General features: G+C 65.3%; 19 protein-coding genes. 4 read left to right on the top strand and 15 right to left on the bottom strand.

What is annotated here, in order from left to right; all coding sequences use genetic code 11:
- Positions 1–49: 49 nt before the first annotated feature.
- The gene (locus U5782_RS11590; RefSeq protein ID WP_322043935.1) at positions 50–1051 is read right to left on the bottom strand and encodes a MurR/RpiR family transcriptional regulator; all 1002 of its coding nucleotides are present in this window, start codon (positions 1049–1051) and stop codon (positions 50–52) included.
- Between the two features lie 157 nt (positions 1052–1208).
- Here U5782_RS11590 and U5782_RS11585 point away from each other — a divergent pair, with 157 nt between their 5' ends.
- Complete coding sequence (locus U5782_RS11585; RefSeq protein ID WP_322043934.1) at positions 1209–2501, top strand: amino acid deaminase; 1293 nt, start codon at positions 1209–1211, stop codon at positions 2499–2501.
- A gap of 24 nt (positions 2502–2525) precedes the next feature.
- Here U5782_RS11585 and U5782_RS11580 read toward each other — a convergent pair whose 3' ends face one another.
- Positions 2526–2999, bottom strand: a complete 474-nt coding sequence (locus U5782_RS11580) for a MarR family winged helix-turn-helix transcriptional regulator (RefSeq protein ID WP_322043933.1) — start codon at positions 2997–2999, stop codon at positions 2526–2528.
- Positions 3000–3062: 63 nt separating this feature from the next.
- Positions 3063–4658 carry an MDR family MFS transporter gene (locus U5782_RS11575; RefSeq protein ID WP_322043932.1) on the bottom strand — a complete coding sequence of 532 codons (1596 nt, stop codon included), beginning with the start codon at positions 4656–4658 and terminating at the stop codon, positions 3063–3065.
- Between the two features lie 110 nt (positions 4659–4768).
- Here U5782_RS11575 and U5782_RS11570 point away from each other — a divergent pair, with 110 nt between their 5' ends.
- Positions 4769–5599: an EcsC family protein gene (locus U5782_RS11570; RefSeq protein WP_322043931.1), complete on the top strand. Its 831-nt coding sequence runs from the start codon at positions 4769–4771 to the stop codon at positions 5597–5599.
- Here the strand turns inward: U5782_RS11570 and U5782_RS11565 are convergent.
- From U5782_RS11565 to U5782_RS11555, 3 genes are all read right to left on the bottom strand, one after another.
- Complete coding sequence (locus U5782_RS11565) at positions 5569–6576, bottom strand: alpha/beta hydrolase (protein ID WP_322043930.1); 1008 nt, start codon at positions 6574–6576, stop codon at positions 5569–5571. The genes U5782_RS11570 and U5782_RS11565 overlap by 31 nt on opposite strands.
- Positions 6577–6631: 55 nt before the next feature.
- Positions 6632–7066 carry a CHRD domain-containing protein gene (locus U5782_RS11560; RefSeq protein WP_322043929.1) on the bottom strand — a complete coding sequence of 145 codons (435 nt, stop codon included), beginning with the start codon at positions 7064–7066 and terminating at the stop codon, positions 6632–6634.
- Positions 7067–7343: 277 nt separating this feature from the next.
- Positions 7344–8444 (bottom strand): porin, encoded by a 1101-nt coding sequence (locus tag U5782_RS11555; protein WP_322043928.1) that lies wholly within the window; start codon positions 8442–8444, stop codon positions 7344–7346.
- Between the two features lie 470 nt (positions 8445–8914).
- Between U5782_RS11555 and U5782_RS11550 the strand changes: the two genes are divergently transcribed.
- Positions 8915–9847 carry a LysR family transcriptional regulator gene (locus U5782_RS11550; RefSeq protein WP_322043927.1) on the top strand — a complete coding sequence of 311 codons (933 nt, stop codon included), beginning with the start codon at positions 8915–8917 and terminating at the stop codon, positions 9845–9847.
- Positions 9848–10099: 252 nt separating this feature from the next.
- Here U5782_RS11550 and U5782_RS11545 read toward each other — a convergent pair whose 3' ends face one another.
- The 6 genes from U5782_RS11545 to U5782_RS11520 form a co-directional block, all read right to left on the bottom strand.
- Positions 10100–14812 (bottom strand): ATP-binding protein, encoded by a 4713-nt coding sequence (locus U5782_RS11545; RefSeq protein ID WP_322043926.1) that lies wholly within the window; start codon positions 14810–14812, stop codon positions 10100–10102.
- Positions 14809–15549, bottom strand: a complete 741-nt coding sequence (locus tag U5782_RS11540) for an aquaporin (protein WP_322043925.1) — start codon at positions 15547–15549, stop codon at positions 14809–14811. Before U5782_RS11540 ends, U5782_RS11545 begins: the two co-directional genes overlap by 4 nt.
- 253 nt (positions 15550–15802) lie before the next feature.
- On the bottom strand, positions 15803–16525 hold the full coding sequence (locus U5782_RS11535) for a response regulator transcription factor (RefSeq protein ID WP_322043924.1): 723 nt from the start codon (positions 16523–16525) through the stop codon (positions 15803–15805).
- On the bottom strand, positions 16522–17295 hold the full coding sequence (locus U5782_RS11530) for a response regulator transcription factor (RefSeq protein WP_322043923.1): 774 nt from the start codon (positions 17293–17295) through the stop codon (positions 16522–16524). Before U5782_RS11530 ends, U5782_RS11535 begins: the two co-directional genes overlap by 4 nt.
- A gap of 5 nt (positions 17296–17300) precedes the next feature.
- The gene (locus U5782_RS11525) at positions 17301–17948 is read right to left on the bottom strand and encodes a response regulator transcription factor (protein WP_322043922.1); all 648 of its coding nucleotides are present in this window, start codon (positions 17946–17948) and stop codon (positions 17301–17303) included.
- Between the two features lie 264 nt (positions 17949–18212).
- Positions 18213–19568 (bottom strand): MFS transporter, encoded by a 1356-nt coding sequence (locus tag U5782_RS11520; protein ID WP_322043921.1) that lies wholly within the window; start codon positions 19566–19568, stop codon positions 18213–18215.
- A 106-nt stretch (positions 19569–19674) separates the two neighbouring features.
- On the opposite strand from U5782_RS11520, the gene U5782_RS11515 reads away from it, so the two are divergent.
- Positions 19675–20589 carry a LysR family transcriptional regulator gene (locus tag U5782_RS11515; RefSeq protein ID WP_322043920.1) on the top strand — a complete coding sequence of 305 codons (915 nt, stop codon included), beginning with the start codon at positions 19675–19677 and terminating at the stop codon, positions 20587–20589.
- A 31-nt stretch (positions 20590–20620) separates the two neighbouring features.
- Here the strand turns inward: U5782_RS11515 and U5782_RS11510 are convergent, their stop codons facing one another.
- The 3 genes from U5782_RS11510 to U5782_RS11500 all read right to left on the bottom strand — a co-directional run bounded on the left by U5782_RS11510 (position 20621) and on the right by U5782_RS11500 (position 22478).
- Positions 20621–21592 carry a threo-3-hydroxy-L-aspartate ammonia-lyase gene (locus U5782_RS11510; RefSeq protein ID WP_322043919.1) on the bottom strand — a complete coding sequence of 324 codons (972 nt, stop codon included), beginning with the start codon at positions 21590–21592 and terminating at the stop codon, positions 20621–20623.
- Positions 21589–22275, bottom strand: a complete 687-nt coding sequence (locus U5782_RS11505) for a transcriptional regulator (RefSeq protein ID WP_322043918.1) — start codon at positions 22273–22275, stop codon at positions 21589–21591. The genes U5782_RS11510 and U5782_RS11505 overlap by 4 nt, the downstream gene beginning before the upstream one ends.
- Positions 22276–22352: 77 nt before the next feature.
- Positions 22353–22478 carry a hypothetical protein gene (locus U5782_RS11500; RefSeq protein ID WP_322043917.1) on the bottom strand — a complete coding sequence of 42 codons (126 nt, stop codon included), beginning with the start codon at positions 22476–22478 and terminating at the stop codon, positions 22353–22355.
- Positions 22479–22516: the final 38 nt, after the last annotated feature.

Raw genomic sequence — 22516 nt, 5'->3', positions numbered from 1 at the left:
CCATACGTAGGTGTGTCAAACGTGGTCGTTCAACTTCAATCGGGAAACTTCAGTCGCCGAGCGGCTGCCGCTCGCCGCCGCGCCCGGCCGTGCCGCGATGCGCGTCGAGCGTGTGCTTCATGCGGCGCAGCAATTCGCGGCTCTCCTCGGGCTGCGCCAGCGCAAGCTCGGTGACGAGTACGTCGAGCGCCATCATCATCGCGTAACGCGACGACGACGGCTTGTAGATGAAATCGGTCTCGCTCGCGACGATCGGCACGAGCCAGTCGGCGAGCGCGGCCAGCGGCGACGCGGGCGCGGTGAGTGCGATCAGCTTCGCGCCGTAGTCGCGCGCGATGCGGCAGGCGTCGAGCAGTTCGGGCACGCGGCCGGTCACCGAAAGCGCGACGACCACGCAATCGGGCGAAAGCGTGCTCGCGACCATGCGCTGCAACAAGCTGTCCTGATACGACGCGACCGGACGGCCGAGACGCACGAGTCGAAAACGCATTTCGTCGGCGAGCGCGCTGGAACCGCCACCCATGCCGAACACGTAAATCATGCGTGCCTGCGCGAGCGCGGCGGCGGCGTCCGCGAACGGCGCCTGGCGCAGCAGTTCGTGGTTGCGCGCGAGCGCGCCGTGGATCTCTTCGTACACGCGCGTGGCGAGCGATTCGTCGCCCGGCGAGTCGTCGCCCGAGAGACTGGTCGACGAAGCGGTGTCCGCCCGCGCCTTGCGGCGCTTGCTCTTGTCTACGTCCTTCTTTGCACCATTGCCTGAGACCTCGCCGGGCGAGGCGCGCAGAAAACGTTCGCCCACGGCGGCGGCCTGGGCCAGTCGCAGCTTGAGTTCACGCACGTCGTGGCAACCCACGGTCTTGGCGAAGCGCGTAACCGACGCCACGCTCACGCCCGCGCGCCGCGCCAGTTCGCCAATACTTGCGCGCGCGGCGGCAGCAAGGTCATCGAGAATCAGGGCGGCGACGTCGCGCTCGGCCGGACGCAGATCCGGCACGCATTGCGCGATGCGCGCCACGATATCGAAACGGCCAGGCTCGGCGGCGGAATTCATGAGAGTCAGGCAGGATGAGAGAAAGGGCAACGAAGAATGTCTGTTAATAAATAACATTTCACGCAGAGATGGTACTTTGTGTACTATCTCCGAGTCAACGCCAGAAGCTGTCGACACTGTAATATCAGGCGTTATGGAGCATATGGAGCGAACTAAAATGAAAGTTACAAACTATCAGAGTGCGACGATCGACCCGAACAGCAAGGGCCTCGGCAACGTGCCCGGCGCGAGCGTGCCGCTTGGCGACGCTGGGCGCCTCGAATGGAATCTGCTCGCCGAGGACGTGAGTCTGCCGGCCGCCGTTCTGTATGCGGATCGCGTCGAGCACAACCTCAAGTGGATGCAGGAATTCGTCACGCGCTACGGCGTGAAGCTCGCGCCGCACGGCAAAACTACGATGGCGCCGCAACTGTTCCGCCGCCAGATCGAAACCGGTGCGTGGGGCATCACGCTCGCCACGGCGCATCAAACGCGCGCGGCGTATCGCGGCGGCATCTCGCGCGTGCTGATGGCCAACCAGCTGGTGGGGCGCCGCAACATGGCGATCATCGCCGAACTGCTGAGCGACGCGGACTTCGAGTTCTTCTGCCTCGTCGATTCGGTCGCAGGCGTCGAGCAACTGGGCGAATTTTTCCGTGGCGCTCACCGCACGCTCAACGTGCTGCTGGAACTGGGCGTACCGCGCGGGCGCACCGGCGTGCGTGACGCCGAAACGCGCCGCGCTGTGCTGGAGGCGATCGAGCGCTACCCGGATTCGCTCAAGCTCGCGGGCGTGGAGATTTACGAAGGGGTTTTGAAGGAAGAAAGCGAAGTGCGCACCTTCCTGCGCGACGCCCTCAACGTGACCGAAGAACTCACCGCGGCAGGCCGCTTCGCGCGCACGCCGGCGCTGCTCTCGGGCGCGGGATCGGCGTGGTACGACATCGTCGCCGAGGAATTCGCCAAGGCCACGCAAGCGGGCACGATCGACGTCGTGTTGCGCCCGGGCTGCTATCTGACGCACGACGTGGGCGTCTACAAGCAGGCGCAGTCGGACATCCTCATGCGCAATCCGGTTGCGCGCGAAATGGGGGTGGCGCTGCTGCCTGCGCTCCAGCTATGGGCGTGCGTGCAGTCGATCCCGGAACCGGGCCGCGCGATCATCGGCTTCGGCAAACGCGATGCGGCGTTCGATGCGGGCTTTCCGGAGCCGTCGCGGCACTACCGCCCGTCGCGTGACGGCGAGGTGCACGGCGCGCCGCGCGAGATCGACGCGAAGGAAGGCTGGCAGGTGTTCCAGATGATGGATCAGCACGCCTATCTGCAGATTCCCGCTGGCGCGGACATTCAGGTCGGCGACATGATCGGCTTCGATATCTCCCACCCTTGCCTCACCTTCGACAAGTGGCGTCAGGTGCTGATGGTCGACGACCAGTATCGTGTGACGGAAGTGATCGAAACGTTCTTCTGATCGATCTGCGCTTCTCGCGCACTTTCAGTCGATCGCGGCGGCGCCCGGCGCGCCGCCCTCTTGCGCAATCCGCGCCACGGCCACGCCGATGCGCTCCTCCATCATGCGCAGCGCGCCCGAGAGCGCATTGAGCGCATCGTCGGGCAACGACATGGTCACTTCCAGGAAATCGTTGCGGCGCGGCAGCCCCGCCTCCACGACGTCGCGCCCGGCCTTCGTGAGTTTGACGTTGGTGATGCGGTTATCGCGCTCGTCGGCGCTGCGGGCGATCCAGCCGAGCGACTCCAGCGGCTTGAGCTGCCGCGTGAGCGCGCCCGGGTCCACGCGCAGGCGCTCGACGAGCCGCTTCTGCGACGACGCGCCGTCCTGCTCGTGCAAGGCGAGCAGAATGCGCCAGCGCGGCAGCGGATGCCCCACCTGCGCCTCGAATGCCGACATGAACGCGCGATAAGTGCGTCCGAATTGCTGGACGATGGCGATGCGATCCTGTGCTTCCATGCTGTATTTTCCTGGCTGAATTCAGCCTGATTCCTGATTTCCGGATGCGTTTTAGGCACGCCCTCAATCGGCGTGGATCACCGGCTCGAGCTTGCGCTGCAGCTTGACCGGCGGCACGCGCCGCGTTTGCCAGACCGACAGCAGCGCCACGGCCGCCGCCACGGCGATACCCAGATGGATCGCGCCGACCAGCGCCTCGCGCGCGGCCTCGAGCAGCGGCGCGCCATTGTGCCCGGCCTTCATCAGTTCGCCAACGAGCGAGGACTGGGCGTTCCGGTTGATGAGAATCTGCGGATCGGCGAGCTGCGGGAACCAGTGCAGCGCGCCATCGGCGTCGAGCGCCTTGTGCACGCCGCTCGAATAGAGCTGCGTGACGAGCGTCCCGGTCAGCGCCGTGCCGATCATCCCGCCGATCATGCGCAGCGATTGCAGCAGCGCGGTGGCGATGCCCAGATGCTCGCGGCCCGCGGTCTGCTGCGCGAATACCGTGAGATTCGGCATCACGAAACCAAGGCCGAGCCCACCGACGATCATCACCGCCATCAACAGCCAGCGCGGCGTTTCGTGCGACGCCAGCGCCACCGCGAAACACGCGAACGCCAGCATCGAAAAGCCGATGTAGAGCATGCGGTTCGGATTGCGAATGCGCGACACGATGCGCCCATTCGCAATACTGCCGATCGTGATGAAGACCACCAGCGGCGTGATGACGACGCCCGCCTCGTTCGGCGTCATGCCGAAGCCGCCCTGGAACAGCAGCGGCGCGTAGAACAACAGCGAGAACATCGTGAAGCCGCCCAGCACCGCGAGCTTGAAGAGCGCGTTGAGGCTCGCGTTGCGGAACATGTCGACGGGCAGGATCGCCTGCGGGCAGCGCCGCTCCCATTGCCACAGCGCCCAGCCCGAAGCGGCGGCCAGCGCCAGCAGCCCGAGCGCCGCGAGCGTCACGCCATGCTCGGGCAAGCGCTCGACGAAAAGCTGCAAGCTGCCGAGCGTCACGGCGATCAGCAGCGCGCCGGGCCAGTCGAGGCGCATGCGCTCCTTGTGCGTCACGTGGCGCAGATGCGGCAGATAGCGCCAGACGAAAAACAGCGAGAGCAGACCGACCGGCAGATTCACGTAGAACACCGAACGCCAGCCGTAGTACTGGGTGAGAAAGCCGCCGAGCGACGGCCCGACCGCATTGGCGATGCCGAACGCCGAACTCATCAGCACCTGCCAGCGCAGGCGCACGACCGAATCGGGAAAGAGATCGGGGATGCAGGCGAACGCGGTGCCCACCAGCATGCCGCCGCCGATGCCCTGCAGCCCGCGCGCGATCACGAGAAACATCATGCTGTTGGCCGCGCCGCATAGCACCGAGGCGAGCGTGAAAACGACGATCGACGCAATCACGAAGGGCTTGCGGCCGTAGTAGTCGCCGAGTCGACCAAAAATGGGGACGGTGATCACCGAGGTGAGCAGATAGGAGGTCGCGACCCACGCGTAGAGTTCGAAGCCGCGCAATTCGGCGACGATGGTGGGCAGCGCGGTGCCGACGACGGTCTGGTCGAGCGCAACCAGCATGGTCACGAACGACACGCCGAGCATCGCCAGCAGCGACTCCCGGAACGGCAGCACCTGGCCGCTAGAGTGATGGGCGGCGGTATGAACGGCCATTTTTTGATCCTGCAACGATTGACGCGTCAAAGGATTCACATCTTAGCATGCCCGATCCTCGATAAACTGGGGGTCGAGCGGCGTTCGCCGCACCGTCTTGCGGGAGACTTATGGCGTCATTCACCGAATTTTCCGAATCCGACCTCGCCGCGCTCAGGCACGCGAAGCACGAGCTGGAAACGCCGCCGCTCGGCATGAAGCTCGCCGCGATCGTCGGCGCGCCGATTGAAAAGTTGATCGCCAGGTTGCCTGCGGTGGCGAACGACAAGGTCAACGACGCGACCCAGGCAGCGTTGCGCAAATGCCTGCAAATCGCGCTCAAGACGCTCGGCAAACAGGGCGAGAACACCCTCGCGGTGGTCGCACCCGCGAAGCCAAGCAATCTGCTGCACAAGTTCGCGGTGGCGACCACGGGCGCGGCGGGCGGCGCATTCGGCCTCTTCGCGCTACCGGTCGAGTTGCCGGTGACGACGACGCTGATGTTCCGCTCGATCTGCGACATCGCGCGCAGCGAGGGCGAAGACCTCACGAGCCCGGACGCGCAACTCCAGTGCCTCACGGTGTTCGGCATGGGCGGGCGCTCCACCGCCGACGACGAAGCCGACTTCGGTTACTTCGTCGTGCGCGGCGCGCTGGCGCAGGCGGTCTCGAAAGCTTCGTCGGAGATGGCCACCAAGGGCTTCGCGGCGCAGGGTTCGGCGGCGCTTCTCAAACTGATGCAGACGGTAGCCGCACGCTTTTCCGTCCAGGTGAGCGAGCAGGTGGCGGCAAAGTCGATACCGGCGATCGGCGCGGTGCTCGGAGCGATGGTGAACACGGTGTTCATCGACCACTTCCAGAACGTCGCGCATGGCCACTTCACCGTGCGCCGGCTCGAGCGCCGCTACGGGGAAGCCGCCGTACATGCGGCCTATGAAGAGATCGAGGTCTCGCTCGATTGAGCGGTTGCGTCGCGCCCCGGCGGCGCGCTCTTTTGCGCGCGCGCGGTCGCGTCGATGGCCGTCACGCGCTTGACGAAGCGCGCCGAATCGTCGAGCGCGCGGCGCGCCTCCGGCATGAACGGCGCGTAGATCGGCCAGATATGCGGCAGACCGCGCCCGATCTCGCATTCGACCTGAACACCGGCCGCGCGGGCGCGCTGCGCCACGCGCAGAGTGTCGTCGAGGAGCGTTTCGGTGCTGCCGGCCAACATGAAGAGTGGCGGCAAGCCCTGAAATTCGGCATAGAGCGGCGAGACGTAGGGATCGGTCGCACTCGCCGCGCCCAGATACAGCGCGGCGACGCGCGCGAACACGTCGCCGCAGAACATCGGATCGCGGCCATCGTTCGTGCGGATCGACTCGCCCGTCACGGCCAGGTCGGTCCACGGCGAGTAGAGCAGCGCCCCCGCTGGCAATCGCACACCGGCATCGCGCAGAGCAACCAGCGTGGCGAGCGCGAGGCCGCCCCCCGCCGAATCGCCTGCAATCACGAGCGATTCGGGCCGCACGCCATCGGCGAGCAAACGCCGGTAGGCTGCCAGCGCGTCGTCGAGCGCCGCGGGAAATGGATGCTCGGGTGCGAGCCGATAGTCGAGCGAAAAGACGTCGGCATCGGCACGCGTGGCAAGGCCAAAGGTGATCGCACGATGCGTCTTCGGCGAACAGAAGTAATAGCCGCCGCCGTGCAGATAGAGCACCGTGCGCGGCGCGCCGCCCTCGCGCACGAGCCACTCGCCGCGCAACGGCGCATCGCCAGGCGCGCCCGCACTCAACGGCTCGCCAGTCTGCTCGCGCAATTGCCAGCCCTGGGGCACCTGCGGCAGCCACAAGCGTTTCGAGGTGCCCGCGCGCGTGCGGGCGACATCGATCGGAGCACGCGTCACGGGCAGAAAACGGCGGCGCAGCGTCCAGCAGATAAAACGGTTTTGCAGGCTCATGACGTGGTGCGCCTTCCGTTAGCCCATCCTGTCAAGCGATCATCCGGCCATCGCTTTAGTTGGCGGGCAGCACCTGGCCGCGAATCTCGCCCGAGGGATTTTGTTGCGTGTGCACGTTGAAGTACCACTGCCCGGCCATCAGATCGGTGACCTGTTTGTCGTTGAGCGTAGCGGAACCCTTGATCGGACTGGCCGTTTCACCCTTCGGAATCGGCACCTGCACGTTCGCATTCTGGCCGACTGGAGCGGGGCCGTGGAAATGCGCGGCCGTCACCGGCGTCGAAAGGCCCTCGTAGGTGATGGTCCAGGTCAGCGATTTGGTGGAGGTATCGAACGTGGCATTGAGCATGCCGTGACCGTGACTCACGCGGGGCGGCACTTCGCTGGAAGGTTCGAGATCGGCCTTCAGCGCGACGGTGTCGGCGAAGGCGGCGCTGGAGCCGAGGACGCAGAGTGCGAGAGCAAATTGCAGCGAACGAAGCGCTTTCATCAGGATTTCTCCATTTGTTGTGACGCGCTGCACCACAAGGAACAGAGGGCCGCAGCCGCGTAGCCACATGCTAGAGCAAATCCGTCAAAATTGTTCGATGCTGCATGGCCTGCGGCAACTCGGGCATACAGGCGCAACACAGGAAAAACACAGGCAAAAAAAAGGAGCACCGCGAACGGTGCTCCTAACCCAAGTACTACCTTCTACTGAACTACCCGTTTGTGTATGCGGCCCGGTTCTATGTCGGACCGACGACATCCTTCGAACAACACGCCAATTAGAAGCGGTGACGAATACCCGTCGAGACGATGCCCTGGTTCTTCGACGACGAAAGGCCGCCGCTCGAGGTGTAGCCGACTTGCGTCAGACCCACCGCGTTCGCACCGGCGCCCCACACGCCCACGCCTTCCAGGTAGACGTCGGTGCGCTTCGAGAGCGCGTAGTCGGCTTGCAGGCCGAACTGGTTCCAGTGCGCCGAGTTGCTGCCCGTGCCTGCGTTGAGGATGTCGCCGTTGGCGTTCGTGTACGTGTACATCGCGCCGATACCGAGTGCCGGCGTCAGGTCGTAGTGCAAGTTGGCTTCGAGGTTGTTGAAGCGCAGCGATTCGCCGCCGCCGTTCAGGCGCGTCTGCGTGAACACCACGCCAGCGACGGCCGGGCCAAACGTATAGCTCGCGCCGGCGCCCCACGTGCGCTGACGCTGCGTTGCGCCGAGGGGATCATTGACGACGGCGCCCGCGGCATTGCGGTCCATGCCCTGCGCCTGCAGGTAAGCTGCGCCAAGACGCAGACCGTTGTAGTTGTAGCCCATGCCGGCGCTGTACGCACGGTTGTTGGCGAAGCCGCCAGCCTGGTTCGAGAACGCATACGCGCCGCCGAACTGGAAGCCGGAAAGGTTCGGGCTCGTGTACTTGATCGCGTTATTCAGCGAGAACGTGCCATTGCCGTTGTCGTTGTCGAGCGTGTGCGCGAAGTAGGTGCCGCCCCAGCTGCCGACGGCGGTAAGCGGCGCGACGTAGTCGACCACGGAGTCGAACTGGCGACCGAGCGTCACCGTGCCGTACTGTGCTTGCGACAGGCCAACGTACGACTGACGATTGAACAGGCCGCCGTTCTGCTTGCCGTTCGTGACGTCGAAGCCGCTTTCGAGGGTGAAGATCGCCTTCAGACCGCCGCCGAGATCCTCAGCGCCGCGCAGGCCCCAACGGCTAGCCTGAACGTTGCCGCTCGTCATGGCGTAGTTTGCGTTGCCGCCCACGTTGGTCGTGTAGGTGAAACCGGCATCGACCACGCCGTAGAGCGTCACGCTGCTTTGTGCGTACGATGCCGAAGCAAAAGTCGCGGCGACTGCGGCCGCGATAACCAGACTCTTTTTCATTGCGCTTCCTTTGATGCGTAGCCTTACGGCTGAAATGTGGACCGCTGTGCCGGCAATGCACCGGCTCGCTCAATCCTCAGCGCCACATTCAGGCGGCGCCGGATTAGTAGGCAAGCCGAAGTTTATGGGCGTCGGTTCAGGCAGCCACACCACTCAAAGGCAAAAGGCTTTTTGAAAAAGTCGAACATTTTTTATGCGATATGCGCGATCGCTTGATGCGCAAAGCATTCGCTCAATCTCGATTTCCCATCGCAGCGCTGGCTCGGCAATCTATCCCGATATAACGTTGTCACAAGGCAACACGCAACAGCACGCGGCAACACGATCAATTTGGGACAAGCCGCCGATTCGGATCAATCCCATTCCGTGAGCGCATGTGCCTCGGTACGATCCGGCAATGCTTGCGTCGTCGTCCTGCAGCGAGCCTCATTCCATTTCCGATGAACAGCGCTCGCGCGCTGCTGCATTCCATGTCGAAGCCTCCCAAGACCATCAATCAGCTTCAGGCAATGCGCGTGTTCCTGAGCGTTGCCGAGCACGGCTCGTTTGGCCGTGCCGCAGCAAGTCTCGCGCTGTCGAATGCGGTGGTGACGCGCTACGTCGCGCTGCTTGAAGTGCATCTGCACACGCGTCTGATCAACCGTAATACGCGCAGCATTTCGCTCACTGAAGCAGGCAACGCGTACGCACAGGTATGCCGGCAGGTGATAGAGGATCTGGAGCGCGTCGAAACGCAGATCGCGCATGGCGTGTCGGTGCCATCGGGCACATTGCGCGTGGTCGCGCATGCTTCGTTCTCGCTGCATGGCCTCACGCCGCTGCTCAAGCAATATCTCGCCGAGTGCGATCAGGTGCGCCTCGCGCTCACGCTGCTGCATCGGCCGGTCGATCTCATTGAGGAAGGTTTCGATGTCGGCATCGTGGCGCCCCGTCAGGTGAGCGGGGGCACGCTGATCCGGCGCCCGCTCGTGACGGTCGCGCCGGTCGCCGTCGCGTCGCCCGCCTATCTCGAAACGCATCGCGCGCCCAAACATCCGGCCGAGCTCGCACGACACACCCTGCTTGCGCCATCAGCCGACATCCACGGCAACGAATGGCACTTCGATGGCGCTGATGGCGCGCGCGTGCCGGTGCTGATCGACGCGGCCTATGCCGTGAACAATTCGGTGATGTTGCGCCAGGCGGCGCTCGCGGGAATGGGCGTCACGATCCTGCCGGCGAACCAGGTGGCCGCCGATCTCGCACAGGGCGCACTCGTGCGCGTGCTCGCCAACTACGAAATCCGCGGCGCCGACAAGGAACTATCGCTGGTCTATCCGGGCCGCCGGCACGTGCCCGCCAAAACACGCTCGTTCGTCGATTTCACGGTGGACTGGTTCCGACAGAACGACGCGACGCGTTAGCCGATTATCAGCACAACGTGTAATAGTTAATTGATCGTTTTTATCTCGATTTCTGGCGGCTCGCGAACTATCCTCTTGTTTGCGAGAAGTGACTCTTCATCGAAGGGTCTCCAAGCTTGAACGCGGCTCCGGCCGCGTTTTTTTTCGCCTGTTTTTGGCGTTATTCCACATAACAGGCGGCCCCGCATTCATTTCTGACAGCGCCGCCAGTTTCGCGTCATTTTCAGATCATCTTCCGCATGAAGCGATCCCTCAGCCGAGCAATGCGGCCTGCTGTTCGATGCCATCGAGCATGTCATGGCAGGTGCGCATGAGCGCCAGACCTTCTTCGCGTAGCTGCTGCGGCGTGTGACAGTTCATGTGACGCCGGTAGGTTTCGAGCACGGCGAGCAACGCCGGATAGTGCAGCACGCCCACCGCGCCCGCAAGCCGGTGATGCCACTCGCGCAGCCGCGCAAGATCGACCCCATCCAGCAGTTCCGGCAGCGCATTGAGGTCGTCGCGCACCGCGCTCACGAATGACCCGAGCAGCGTCTTCACCGTCGCCTCACTGCCCCACACCTGAATCATGTGCGCGAGATCGAGCGGCTTGCCCGCGCCGTTCACGCTGTTCGCACTGCCCGCCGCACCATCGCGCGCTGTCTCGCGGGTGCCTTGCGCATCGGGCTCGCTCGCCGCAGCGCGTTCTTGCACTGTGCGATGCACGCCCTCCGCGCCGAACCAGCGCGCAAGATACTCACGCAGCGTCGCGACGCGTGTGGGTTTGATCAGGCAATCGTCCATGCCCGCTTCGCTGCACAGACGCATGTTTTCGGGCGCGGTGTTCGCCGTGATGCCGAGAATAGGCAGGCGCGTTGCGCCTTGTGCCTCTCTTCCCGCGCCCTTGCGTTGGACACGCGCGGCCTCGATCTCCCGCACGCGTCGCGCGAGGTCGTAGCCTGAAACGTTCGGCATATGACAATCGGTGATGAGGCAGCCGTAGCGCGTCTTCTTCAACGCATCGAGCGCCTGGGCACCGTCGTCGACGACATCGCACGCGAAGCCAAGCAGCGCAAGCTGATGACGAATCAACTCCTGATTGACCGGATGATCCTCCGCGACCAGAATCAGCCGTCCCGCCTCGCGCTCCCTCTCGCGATCGGGTGCGGCGAGCGCGGTTTCGGTGGCGAGAGCGGGCTGCGCCGCAGTCACAGGCAGACCGGTAATCGCCATCGCACACGCCGCACCGAGTCCGCGCCACGATAGAGGGTTGATGCTCACACGCACACAGCCGTCCGCCACCCGGTAACCGCTCGGCTTCGGCTTTTCCGTCAGGTGGATGAGCGGCACGCCCAGGCCGTCGAGCTCGGCCGCCAGCGACTCCGACGTGAACACGAGGTCCACGCCGTCTCGCGCCGCCAGCTTGCGCAGCGCATTGAGCGCACGACGCGCCGACTCCGCACGCGACATGCGCATGCCAAGCGACACGCCAAAGTGCATGAGCGCCTCGGCCACGGGCGCGTCGTCGCAAAGGACGACCGCGCGCTTGTCGCGCAGGCCGTTCGCGTGGCCGGCCTGAACTTCCACAGGCAATTCGATATGCAGTGTCAGGCAGGTGCCCAGGCCCACTTCGCTGCGCAATTCGAGTGCGCCGCCCATCAGCGCGGCGAGCTTGCGGCAGATCGTGAGACCGAGCCCCGTGCCGCCGAAGCGCCGCGTGGTTGAGGTTTCCGCCTGGACAAAGGGTTCGAAGAGCTGCGCTTGCGCCTCGTGCGCGATGCCGATGCCCGTATCGGCCACCGAAATCGATACACGTTGACGTTGCGGCTCGCGCACGGCGTTCGCGGCCACGCTCACGCTGACTTCGCCGTGCGGCGTGAACTTGATCGCATTACTGAGCAGATTAAAGAGTATCTGCCGCAGTCTCACGCTGTCGCCACGCAATTGCGCAGCCACGTTCGCACCGACATCCACGCGCACCTTGAGCCCTTTCTCGTGCGCGCGCCCGGCAAGCAGTCCCACGGCGTTGTCGACCAGCTCACGCAAATCGAACGGCTCGGAGGCGATCACGAGCCGCCCCGCCTGGATCTTCGAATAGTCGAGCAGATCGTCGAGGATTTGCAACAGTGCCCCCGCCGACTCGTGCACCATGCCGACCATCTGCGACTGGTCTGGGTTGAGCGGCGTGCGCTCCAGCACCTCCATGAGGCCCAGCACGCCGTTCATCGGCGTGCGAATTTCGTGGCTCATCATGGCGAGGAAATCGTCTTTCGCACGCGAGGCGGCTTCCGCCAGATCGCGCGCGCGCGATAGTTCGGCGGCGCGCGCGTGCTCGACATTCGCGTCCACCGCGTAGCCGCTCCAGACCACTGCGCCGTCTTCCGCGCGGCGCGGCACGAACTCCGCACGCACCCACGGCTGCCCGGCCGCGCCGCGCAGGCGGAATTCGGTGTTGACCGGCGTGAGCAGGCGCGCCGATCGTTCGAGCGCCACCACGAGCCGCGCGCGGTCGCCACGGTACACGCGCGCCAGATCGAGCGCGCGGGTGCGCATGCGCTGTGTGGCGGCCTCGCCAAGCAATCGCTGCGTGTCGCCGCCCAGGTACGGAAACGTGTACTGCTCGTCAGGCCCGCGGCGCAACTGGAACACGATCGCGGGCAGCGAGCGCGTGACATCCGAAAGCAGCCGCTCGGACGCGCGCGCACGCATTTCGGCGCGGCGAATGTCAGTGATGTCGATCATTGTGCCGAGCACGCAAAACGGCCGATCGCGCGCGTCACGGCATAGACGCGTCCAGAAAATGCCGTGGCGCCGCCCCGCTTCGTGCATGCCCGGGGCGAGCGCCTCGTCGAACGTGAATTCGACGCGCTGCCCTTCCCCCTCCTCGATGGTCTTTGCATAGAGCGCGTCCATGAGGCGGCTGTTCTGTTCGCCCCAGGCCGACACGGCGCCGCCGGTGCGACCCAGCACTTCGTCGCGGCGCAGACCGGTCGCCTCCTCGAAAGCGCGGTTCACCGCCAGGTAGCGGTTCTCCAGATCGCGCGCACCGAGCGGGTACGGAATCATCTCCGTCATGGAGTCCTGCAGCTCGACCTGCTTCGCGAGCACCTGCTCGGCGCGGCGGCGTCGGCGCATCTCGCGCTGCAGCAGCACGTAGGCGCGCAACGTCACGAGCAGCACCACGCCAAAGGCGATCAGGAGCGGCAGCAGCCGCAACGCGTTCATGCTCCAGCCGCCACTGCGCCCGGACGCGGCCGCAGTCCAGCGATTGCGGATGACCTGCTGATCGGCCGGCGACATCGCGTCGAGCGCGCGATCGATCAGCATCTTGAGCGGCGCGAGGTCGCCACGCACCGCGAAGGCCGCCGAATCGTCAGTGCCGATCGCGCCCACCACCTTGAGCGTTTCGAGGTATTGCCGGCTGAGGGGGCCGTCGAGCGCAGCGGCGTCGCCCACCAGCAAATCGGCATCACCACGCTGGACCTGCGCGAGTCCCGCTTCGAGCGTTGCGGCGCGCTCGGTGCTCAGCGGCAACGCCGTGCCGAACAACTGTTGCGCGGAGGGCGCGTGCGGCGCCAGGACGACGCGGCGATCGGCGTAATCCTTGAGGCTGCGCGACATCGGCTCGTCGCGGCGCCCAACGATCACGAGCGGATAGTGCTCGAAGGGCTGCGTGTAGAGCGCGCCCGCGGGCAGGCCGCCGTCGCCGCCGGCGGTCGCGAGCATCGCGAACTCGCCGCGCCGGAATGCCGCGCCGGCGTCCAGCCAGCTTGCGATCGGTACGGGCTCGAACGTGATGCCGAGTGTGCGGCTCAGATAGTCGAGATAGTCGTTCGCCATGCCCGCCGCACGGCCGTGGCGGCTCGCGTAGCTAAAGGGCAGCCAGCCCGGATCGAAGCCGACCTTCAGCGGCGGCAGCGAGCGCAGCCACGCGCGCTCGTCAGGTGCGAGGACGAATGGGGAGGCGCGCGGCCCTGTGCTGCGCACCTCACCTGCGTCGAGCCAGCGCGTGCGCAACGCCGCAGCGACTGCCGGACGCACACCGCCGGCGGCCACGTTCAACTGATCGCGCAACGGCAGTTTCGAGACCGGCACGCCAAAGCGCAGTTCGCGCACATTGAAGTTCTCCTCGAAGGCCACGCGCAGGCCACGGTAGGCAGCGAGGGAAAGCTGGTAACGCACGACCGGAGCGAAGCCGACATAGACATCGGCGTCGCCCTGGACGAGCGCGCTCAATGCGGCGCTGGTAGTGGCGAATGTGAGGATATCGGCATGCGAAAAGCGCTCGCGCAGGACCGCTTCAAGCACATAACCGCGTTCGACGGCAATGCGCACATGCGCCTCGCGCAGCGCCCCGGTCGCAAGCGTCGTATAGCCGGCACGCGTGACAACGGCGCTATTGCCTCTCAGATACGGCACGGTGAAGGCAAGACAACGCTCACGCTGCGGGGTGCGCGCGATACTCATGACGACATCGATTTCGGCCGCGCACGCGCCCGCGAGCAGCGCACTGACGCTCGGATACACGCGCGGCACGAGCTGTACACCCGGGCCGACAAGCTGGCGCAGGTAGTCGGCGCTGAATCCGCTCACGGTGTTGCCGTCGAGCACCTCCAGCGGCGCCCAGCCACCGGCCACGACGCCCACGGTGAGGTTGGACGCAACAACGCCCGAAGCGGACGTCGGAGCACGCGCTGCCGCGGACGCGACCTGGACTTGCGAGGCGGACTGCGGCGCGCGCGCGATGACGCCGGCCGGCTGCCCGGCGAGCGTAGCGAAGGTCCCGCCCGAAGCCAGCGCGACGCCTGGCAGGCAAACAAGCAACAACAGCAGGCGTGGCGCGCTACGCAACAGCGCGCGCGGCAGAGCGCGCGCTGCGAGTGCAAGAACAAGAGCAAGCAAAAGGAAGGAGCGGAAGGCGCGAAAGACAAGCGCGAGTGGCGTATCGTTCAGCGGCGCGCCCATCTCTACGACCCGGCTGTTCATGCGCCACCGGACTGCTCGCCCGCTGCGGACAAGGTGCGCAGGCGGTGGCGCATCGCCACGCGATAAAAGACACCGGCCGCGATGCCGCCCAGCATGGGTGCGGCCCAAAACAGCCAGAGCTGGTCGAGCGCCCAGTCGCCGACGAACAGCGCAGGTCCGGTCGAGCGCGCCGGATTCAGGCCACCGTTGCTCACGGGAATCGCAATCAGATAGGCCACCGCGAAGCAGGCACCGAGCGCGGCTGGCGCCAGACGGCGCCGTTGCGGCGAATCCGACATCACGAGGTGAAGCAGTGCGAAGGCGAACGTCAGGGCCAGTTCGACGATGAGCACGGCGGTGAACGCATAGTCACCGGGTGAATGCTCGTCATAACCGTTGCTGCCGAAGTCGGAGACCGCGAAGGCAAAGCCCGGGCGACCGCTAGCGACCGCGGCTAGCAACGCTGCGCCGGCGAATGCACCGGCTGTCTGCGCGAGGATATACAGCGCGACATCGCGTGTGGGAAAGCGGCCTGAGATTGCGTAACCGATCGTGACGGCAGGATTGAAGTGCGCACTGGCCGCGCGCCCGCAGGCGCAGCTTGCCACGGCGAGAGCAAGACCGAAGGCGGCAGCCATGCCGAAGCCGTTCCAGCCTTGCGTGGGCGCGCTCACGTTGAGCGCCGTGCCCGCGCAGCCCGCGAACACGAGCCATGCCGTGCCTGCGGCTTCGACCGCCAAACGCTTGCCGAGCTTCATCGTCCTGTGTCCCCATCCGGTTACTTCGCGCTAGCCGGCACCGGTGTTGCTGCCTTGTTGCTGCCTTATCGGAAACGGGATCGGAGGATTCGCGATGCCCGACAGTTCGCGCGTCGAGCTGAAAATTATGATCAGACGTGTTCTCTGATTAGATAGGACAACTCCTAAAATCCGGAAGAAAATGCAACGCGTAGCGCGCGATTAAATCTGACAGGTAGACGGTGCGCCACGACGCGCCGCATAGGCGCGTCGCTCAGGTCAGACCTATCTGCATCGCGAAATCGATCAGATCACGCTCCGACAAGAGACCGAGCTTGCGCATGGTGCTGCGCTTCTGCGTGCTGATGGTCTTGGTGCTGCGCCCGAATCGCTGCGCGATGTTGCCGATCGGCATGCCCTGGGCGTAGAGCTGGAACACTTCCCACTCACGCACGCTCGGTACGCCCTGAGTTCGCGCCATCTGCGCACTCACGCGCTCGAGCGTCGTGCGCGCGAATGGCGACAGGTACGAGGCGCCCGCGCTGGCCGCGTCGATCGCAGGCAGTAGCGCATGCGACGCGTCGCGTTTGTCGACGATGGCACATCGCCCTTCCTGATGTAGTCCGCCGAGTATCACGCCGCTCGACACCATCGTCAGCACGACGACAGCCGGCCCGGTGCGTGAGCGCACGAGCCGCCGCAACATCGCGAGCGAGCTGTAGTAGCCATGCATACCGGGCATGCAGACGTCGGCGACCACGACGTCGCAGGCATGCGCGTCGAGCTCACAGGCGAGCGCATGGGTGTCGCAGGCCTGCGCCACGACGGCCATGCGGCCCGTGCCGTTCAATAAGCCCGTGACGCCGACACGCACGCATTCGTGGTCGTCGGCGACGATCACGCGCAGCGGCGCGCCATACGCAGGGTGTTCGTCACGGGGCCGACATGCACAGGTCGCGCGCACAGCGATACCGCGAGCAGGCGCGATCCCGCTCACTCGTCCGCCTCGTCCTGCACGACACCGCACTCGATCGCGAAGCGATACAGCTCGATATCGCTCGTGAGCGCCAGCTTCTTCATGGCTGCGCATTTCTGCGCACTGATGGTCTTTACGCTGCGCCCGAGCAGATTGGCGATTTCGGTAACGCCAAGGCCAGTGGCGTAATACGAGAGTACTTCGTACTCGCGCCGCGACAGCACCCTGTGCACATGCTCACGCCGCTCCTCGCGCGCGGCTTTTTCGAGCAGATCGCGGATTGCCGGCCCGACATATTGCTCCTGGGCCATAGCGGAAGCGATGGCGAGCGGAATCAGGTCGATACGGTCTCGCTTGCTGAGCAGGCCTTCGATGTCGAGTTCGAGCGCTTCGCGCAACACGCGAGCGTCGTCGTCCATCGTAAGCACCACAACGGGTTTGCCCACATGCTCACGTTGAAAGCTGCGAATCGCGTCGCGGCCCTCATCGTATCCGTCGCCTGGCATATGCAGATCCATGACGACGAGATCGAATTCGTGCCGCGCCGCTTCGTCGAAGAGTTGCGCCACGGTTTGCGCGCGCGCAACGATATCCACGTTCGGGAGCGTGGCGATCAGGTTGTCGAGCGCGAACAGGACCAGCGGATGGTCGTCGGCCACGAGGATGCGCAAGGACGTGGCGGGCTTGCCAGCATCTGCGGCGACCGGCTGCGCTGCGCCACGCTCGGCGCCCTCGCGCCCGAATCCCGACGACAGATGCACAGACCACACCTGGGCCTGAGTGTGTGGCATAGCTCTCATAGCAGACCGTGAGCCCTCACGAACGCAAACAGGCCAGCGTCGTTGCTCACGCCAAGTTTCGCCATCGCATCACGCTTCTGGCGACTCACCGTGCGGACGTCGCGATCGAGCGCACGGGCGATCTCTGTGATCGTGCGACCGTGTACGAACTGGCGGACGACTTCCGATTCTCGCGGTGAAAGACGCGGCACGCGCGTGCTTTCGGCGCGCTCCGTGCCCGCCGCCGCAAGCTCTTCCAGGATCGAGCGGCTCACGTAGCGCAGGCCATTGCCTGCGCCGCGCACGGCGCCCGTCAGTTCCTCCATTGGTTCGCTCTTTCGGATTAACGCCGTGACGCCGGTATTCATGACAGCGCGCAGGATGGCAACGTTCGCAATACTCGTGAGCACGACAATGCGCAATTGCGGCCAGTCACGCCGCAAACGCCGCACGAGGTTCAGACCATCTTCTGCTTCACCCGGCACGCCGGGCATCGTGAGGTCGGTGAGCACGACGTCGCACGGCACCGTTTCAAGCGTGCGGAAAAGCGCGCGTGGGCCGGATGCCTCGCCGACGACCTGGATATCTCCGGCCTCTTCGAGTGCGGAGCGCACACCAAGCAATACGAATGGATGATCGTCTGCGAGGACGACTCTGAGTTTCAAGTTGGCTCTCTCTCGATGGGATAGGGATATCGGATCGGCCGATGTGCGCCCGATCCGCGACCGGAAAGCGCCCTTGTCTTGGTTGCGAAAAGCGCAACTTATCTAAAAACCCCATATGAACATTGATTAAAGATTGCCAGAATCAGAAATGTCCTAATCGTCAAACTTCCATAAAGTTAATTATCGAATCAGTTATGCGAAGTAAATCATTGTGATTCGCATATTTCACGTTTTCGCTTAAGACACCGTGTCATCCAATGAAAATCAAACCGTTGCACCACTCCGAGCGCTGCGCCCCGTTTGCTGAGCCGAAGGCGAAGCCTCGATGCCGCCTTGCGTCCCGCTCGCGCGCGCCGGGTTCGATACCGCCGGCGCGAATGCGGGCCACGCGAGCGCCGCGCAGGCCGTGGCAGCCCCCCACACCGCGGGCCACCCCGACACAGCAAGCAGCCACGGTATGGCGGACGGTGCGACCCAGAACGCGATGAATGCGCCCGTGTTGCCCATCGCGAGCGCGCTGCCAACCCGATCCTGGCCCGCCAGCGTCGCGAGTTCGGTAAAGGCCACGCCGTGCCATGCCGACGCGGCGATCCCGCCCGCCACAAGCAGCACGGATAGCGCGATCGAGAGCGACAGCGACAAGTCAGGACCATGCCGAACTGCGTGCATGCAAAACGCCGTCGCTGCGGCCAGCAGGGCGAAGAGCACGACGGTGAGGGCCGCACAGGTGCGTAGCCAGGCGCCACGGTTCCCGTGCCGGTCGGTCCATCGGCCGCTCCAGACGCGCAAAACCGCTGCGCCAGCCTGCACCACCGCGAGCGACACGCCGATCGCCATACCACCCACATGGACAAAATCGTGCAAAAACACGCTCGCAAACGAAATCACGGCGACCTGTGGCATGCACAGAGCCGCGATACCGCCGACCAGACGCCAGACCTGCGCGCGACGCAAAGGCGAGCGCGTACGCGCCTGGCCGTCCGACGCTGCGCGAGCCGCCGCGTCCGGGGCTACGGCGTCGGGTTCATGCACCCAGAGAATCGTGAGGATTGCAGAGAATAGGCACATTGCCGCGAGTGCACCATACACCCAGGCGAATCCTGCGTAAGCGGCCAGCGCAGGCAGCAACAGCGCGCCGATGCCCGCGCCTGTCGGCACCGCGGTCTGCCGGATACTCATCGCGAGACCGCGCTCGGCCGGCCCGAACCACGCCATGACGGCGCGCCCACTCGAGCCATTGACGCTGCCGCCCAGCAATCCAATGGCGAGAAATCCCGCCGCCAGCGCGTGCGGCCCCGGCACGTTGAACGCACCCGGCGCGCCCCAGCCCGCCATGATGGCAAGCGCCGCCATCGTCGAGCCCAACCCCATTAGCAGCACGCGCCGGTCGCCCCAGCGATCGGTTAGCAATCCCCAGGGTAGTTCGCTCAGCACGATGCCAAGCCCGAGCATGCCGAGCACGAGGCCGAGCTCGCCCGTGTCGATGCGATAGGCCGAGCGAATCCACACCGCCGTCGCCGGAATTCCCGAAAACGCCGCCGCAAAACTGGCGTTGGCCATGACCCCGGCGCCCAGTACTTTCCATCGATGCGACGTCTCGCGTCGGTTCGCCTGATGCATGATGACCTCCATAAAGGCATTGACTCAGGCCATGCTAAGGGCGCAACATCGTTCGGAAAAGTTGGAAAATCAAATCATTTAAATCGGAATTTCCGAAACTTTAGACATGAACGCACGCGGTCTCGATCTCGCGCAGTTACGCACCTTCCTCGCCGTCACCGAAGCGGGCAGCGTCTCGGGTGCCGCCGAGCGCGTATTCCTTTCGCAGTCCTCGGTGAGCGAGCAGTTGAAGAAGCTGGAAGAGCGCATCGGTCAGCCGCTGTTCGTGCGCAGCAAGCAAGGCGTCGCGCCCACGCCTGCGGGTGCGAAGCTCGTGGAGCACGCGCGCCGCATCGTCGCGATGTGCGACATCGCGTTCGACGACATGCTGGGGCGCTCGCTCGACGGCGAGGTGCGTATCGCCATCACCGATTACTACCGGCCGCACGACGTGGCCGCGATCATCCGGCGCTTCGCGAGCCAGCATCCGCGCCTGCGTCTGCACGTGACGGTGCTGCCCAGCGCCGTGATCGAGGCGAGCGCCGGGGACAACGTCTTCGATATCGGTCTCTCGCTGCGCATGGTCGATGCCCCGGCGTCGCGCGCGACGGCAAAAGCGGCGCAAGCGGCCCACGCCAAAGGCGGCCAGAGCACCGTGATCCGGCGAGAGAAGCTACTGTGGGTGGGCGCGCGCGAGACCCTGCGTGACCATGCGTCGCTCGCACCGCCGTGGCCGCTGGTGCTGTTGCCCTCCACCTGCCAGTTGCAGCGCTATGTGGTGAAGCTGCTCGAACGCGCGCGCATGCCGTATCTGATTTCGCATTCGGCGTCGGGCGTCGCCGGGTTGCAGCTGGCGCTCAAGGCGGGACTGGGGATTTCCTGCCTGAATGAATCGGCGATCGGCGAGGGCGTGGAGGTCTGCCCCGCGTCATTCGGTCTGCCGGCGCTGCCTGCGGCGGAATTTCATCTGCTGCCGGGGCAGCCCGGCGAGAGCGCGCACGTGACGCACGCGCGCGAGGCGCTCGCGGGCCTGCTGGGCTAGCCGGCCCGGCTCAATGGTTCGGTAGGGCGCCTCAGGCTTTCGCGCTCACCAGGTCGGCGAAACGCAGCAGATCGACATTGCCGCCCGAAATCACGATGCCCACGCGCTTGCCGCGCAGGTCCAGCTTGCGCTGCAAGACCGCCGCCGCCGCGAGGCACCCCGTCGGCTCGATCACGAGTTTCATGCGGCTCGCGAAGAACTTCATCGTCTCGACGAGTTCGGCATCGCTCACCGTGACGATCTCCTGCACGCGCTCGCGGATCACGGCGAAGGTGTGGTTGCCCAGATGTTGCGTCTGGGCGCCGTCGGCGATCGTTTTGGGCGTGTCGATGTGGACGATCTCGCCCGCCTGGAAGCTGCGCTGGCCGTCGTTGCCCGCTTCCGGTTCCACGCCGATCACCGTGCAGCGCGGCGCAAGCGCGTGCGCCACCGTGGCGCACCCGGAGAGCAGGCCGCCGCCGCCGAGCGGGGTGAGCAACACGTCCAGCTCGCCCGCGTCCTCGAACAGCTCCTTGGCCGCCGTGCCCTGCCCCGCCATGACATGCGGATGATCGTAGGGCGGAATCAGCGTGAGGCCGCGCTCCGCGGCAAGACGCTGGCCCAGTGCTTCGCGGTCTTCGGTATAGCGGTCGTAGAACACGACTTCGCCGCCATAACCGCGCGTGGCCTCGACTTTCACCGTCGGCGCGTCGTGCGGCATCACGATCACCGCTTTCACGCCGAGCAGTTGTGCCGACAGCGCGATTGCCTGGGCATGGTTGCCCGACGAGAACGTAATGACGCCGCCCTGCTTCTGCTGCGGCGTGAACTGCGCGATGGCGTTGTAGGCGCCGCGAAACTTGAAGGCGCCCATGCGCTGAAAGTTTTCGCACTTGAAGAACAGCTCCGCGCCCGCGAGGGCGTTCGCGGTGCGCGACGTCATCACGGGCGTGCGGTGCGCGACGCCGCGAATGCGCTCATGGGCGGCGGCAACATCTTCGAAGGTGATCGGCAAAGTGCTCATGGTCGGTGCTCGCTGGGCAGGTAGGTGTAGACGGTCGGGCGCGCCACGCCGAGTGTTCGCGCGACTTCGGCAAGCGCGTGGCGCAGGTTCAAATGGCCGCTTTCGGCGAGTTCGCGCACCGCTTCGCGGCGCTGTGCGAGCGTCATGCCGATGGGCGTGGTGTTGCGCGCAGCGGCAAAGCGCTCGAGCGCGGCGCGGATGGTTTCGCGCACCTCGCCATTGGCGTGCGGCGCGAGCGTTTCGGTGACGGGCGCAGCCGGGCCGGTCTGCATCAGTTGCCCAAGGCCCGCCGTGACGGCGCCGAGCAACGAGACATCCATGTTCAGGCAGATGGCCGCGACGCACTCGCCCGCACTGTTCTTCAGGCCGATCGAGGTGCTCTTGACCGCCCGGCCATCAGGGAAGCGATTCGGGTAGTTGGCGACGACGTCAGGGAAGCCCGGGTCGGCGATGCGCGCGAGCCCCATTTCGGTGGCGGCGTCGCCGACCTGACGGCCCGACAGATTGTTGGCGATGGCGACGACCGAATGCTCGGGCGCCGTGAGATCGTGCAGCACCACCTCGACGAGCGGCGCGAGTGTCTGGCCGAGCGCCTCGACGATCTTGCGGCCCTCGCGCAGGAGGAGCTCGGCGTCACGTTGATTCTGGCGCTGGGTTGCGCCGGGTTGGGCTGGCTTCGTCATGCATGACATTTTGACGGTTTACGACAAAATGTCAAACTCTGACATCGTCTCCTAATGGGCAGACGTTCCCCGCAGACTTACTTGCTCGAGAAAAAGCGGGCGAGAAAAGCCGTGACGAGATTGCGCGCACTGGCGCGTGGGGACGCCGACGCAGCAGGAATCTGTTGCAGGCGGGTGAGATCGATAAGCGGGCTGGGACTCAAGGCTGGACTCCGGTTCGACGCAGCGACATGCCACGCCT

The sequence above is a fragment of the Paraburkholderia sp. J67 genome (assembly GCF_905220265.1).
Lineage (GTDB): Bacteria > Pseudomonadota > Gammaproteobacteria > Burkholderiales > Burkholderiaceae > Paraburkholderia.
Note: the sequence above shows the minus strand (reverse complement) of the source record. Positions and strands in the feature narration are given on the sequence as shown.

Coding starts and splice junctions, on each gene's coding strand:
- U5782_RS11590 (WP_322043935.1), bottom strand. CDS start 1,051: ATGAATTCCGCCGCCGAGCCTGGCCGTTTCGATATCGTGGCGCGCATC.
- U5782_RS11585 (WP_322043934.1), top strand. CDS start 1,209: ATGAAAGTTACAAACTATCAGAGTGCGACGATCGACCCGAACAGCAAG.
- U5782_RS11580 (WP_322043933.1), bottom strand. CDS start 2,999: ATGGAAGCACAGGATCGCATCGCCATCGTCCAGCAATTCGGACGCACT.
- U5782_RS11575 (WP_322043932.1), bottom strand. CDS start 4,658: ATGGCCGTTCATACCGCCGCCCATCACTCTAGCGGCCAGGTGCTGCCG.
- U5782_RS11570 (WP_322043931.1), top strand. CDS start 4,769: ATGGCGTCATTCACCGAATTTTCCGAATCCGACCTCGCCGCGCTCAGG.
- U5782_RS11565 (WP_322043930.1), bottom strand. CDS start 6,576: ATGAGCCTGCAAAACCGTTTTATCTGCTGGACGCTGCGCCGCCGTTTT.
- U5782_RS11560 (WP_322043929.1), bottom strand. CDS start 7,066: ATGAAAGCGCTTCGTTCGCTGCAATTTGCTCTCGCACTCTGCGTCCTC.
- U5782_RS11555 (WP_322043928.1), bottom strand. CDS start 8,444: ATGAAAAAGAGTCTGGTTATCGCGGCCGCAGTCGCCGCGACTTTTGCT.
- U5782_RS11550 (WP_322043927.1), top strand. CDS start 8,915: ATGTCGAAGCCTCCCAAGACCATCAATCAGCTTCAGGCAATGCGCGTG.
- U5782_RS11545 (WP_322043926.1), bottom strand. CDS start 14,812: ATGAACAGCCGGGTCGTAGAGATGGGCGCGCCGCTGAACGATACGCCA.
- U5782_RS11540 (WP_322043925.1), bottom strand. CDS start 15,549: ATGAAGCTCGGCAAGCGTTTGGCGGTCGAAGCCGCAGGCACGGCATGG.
- U5782_RS11530 (WP_322043923.1), bottom strand. CDS start 17,295: ATGCCACACACTCAGGCCCAGGTGTGGTCTGTGCATCTGTCGTCGGGA.
- U5782_RS11520 (WP_322043921.1), bottom strand. CDS start 19,568: ATGCATCAGGCGAACCGACGCGAGACGTCGCATCGATGGAAAGTACTG.
- U5782_RS11515 (WP_322043920.1), top strand. CDS start 19,675: ATGAACGCACGCGGTCTCGATCTCGCGCAGTTACGCACCTTCCTCGCC.
- U5782_RS11510 (WP_322043919.1), bottom strand. CDS start 21,592: ATGAGCACTTTGCCGATCACCTTCGAAGATGTTGCCGCCGCCCATGAG.
- U5782_RS11505 (WP_322043918.1), bottom strand. CDS start 22,275: ATGACGAAGCCAGCCCAACCCGGCGCAACCCAGCGCCAGAATCAACGT.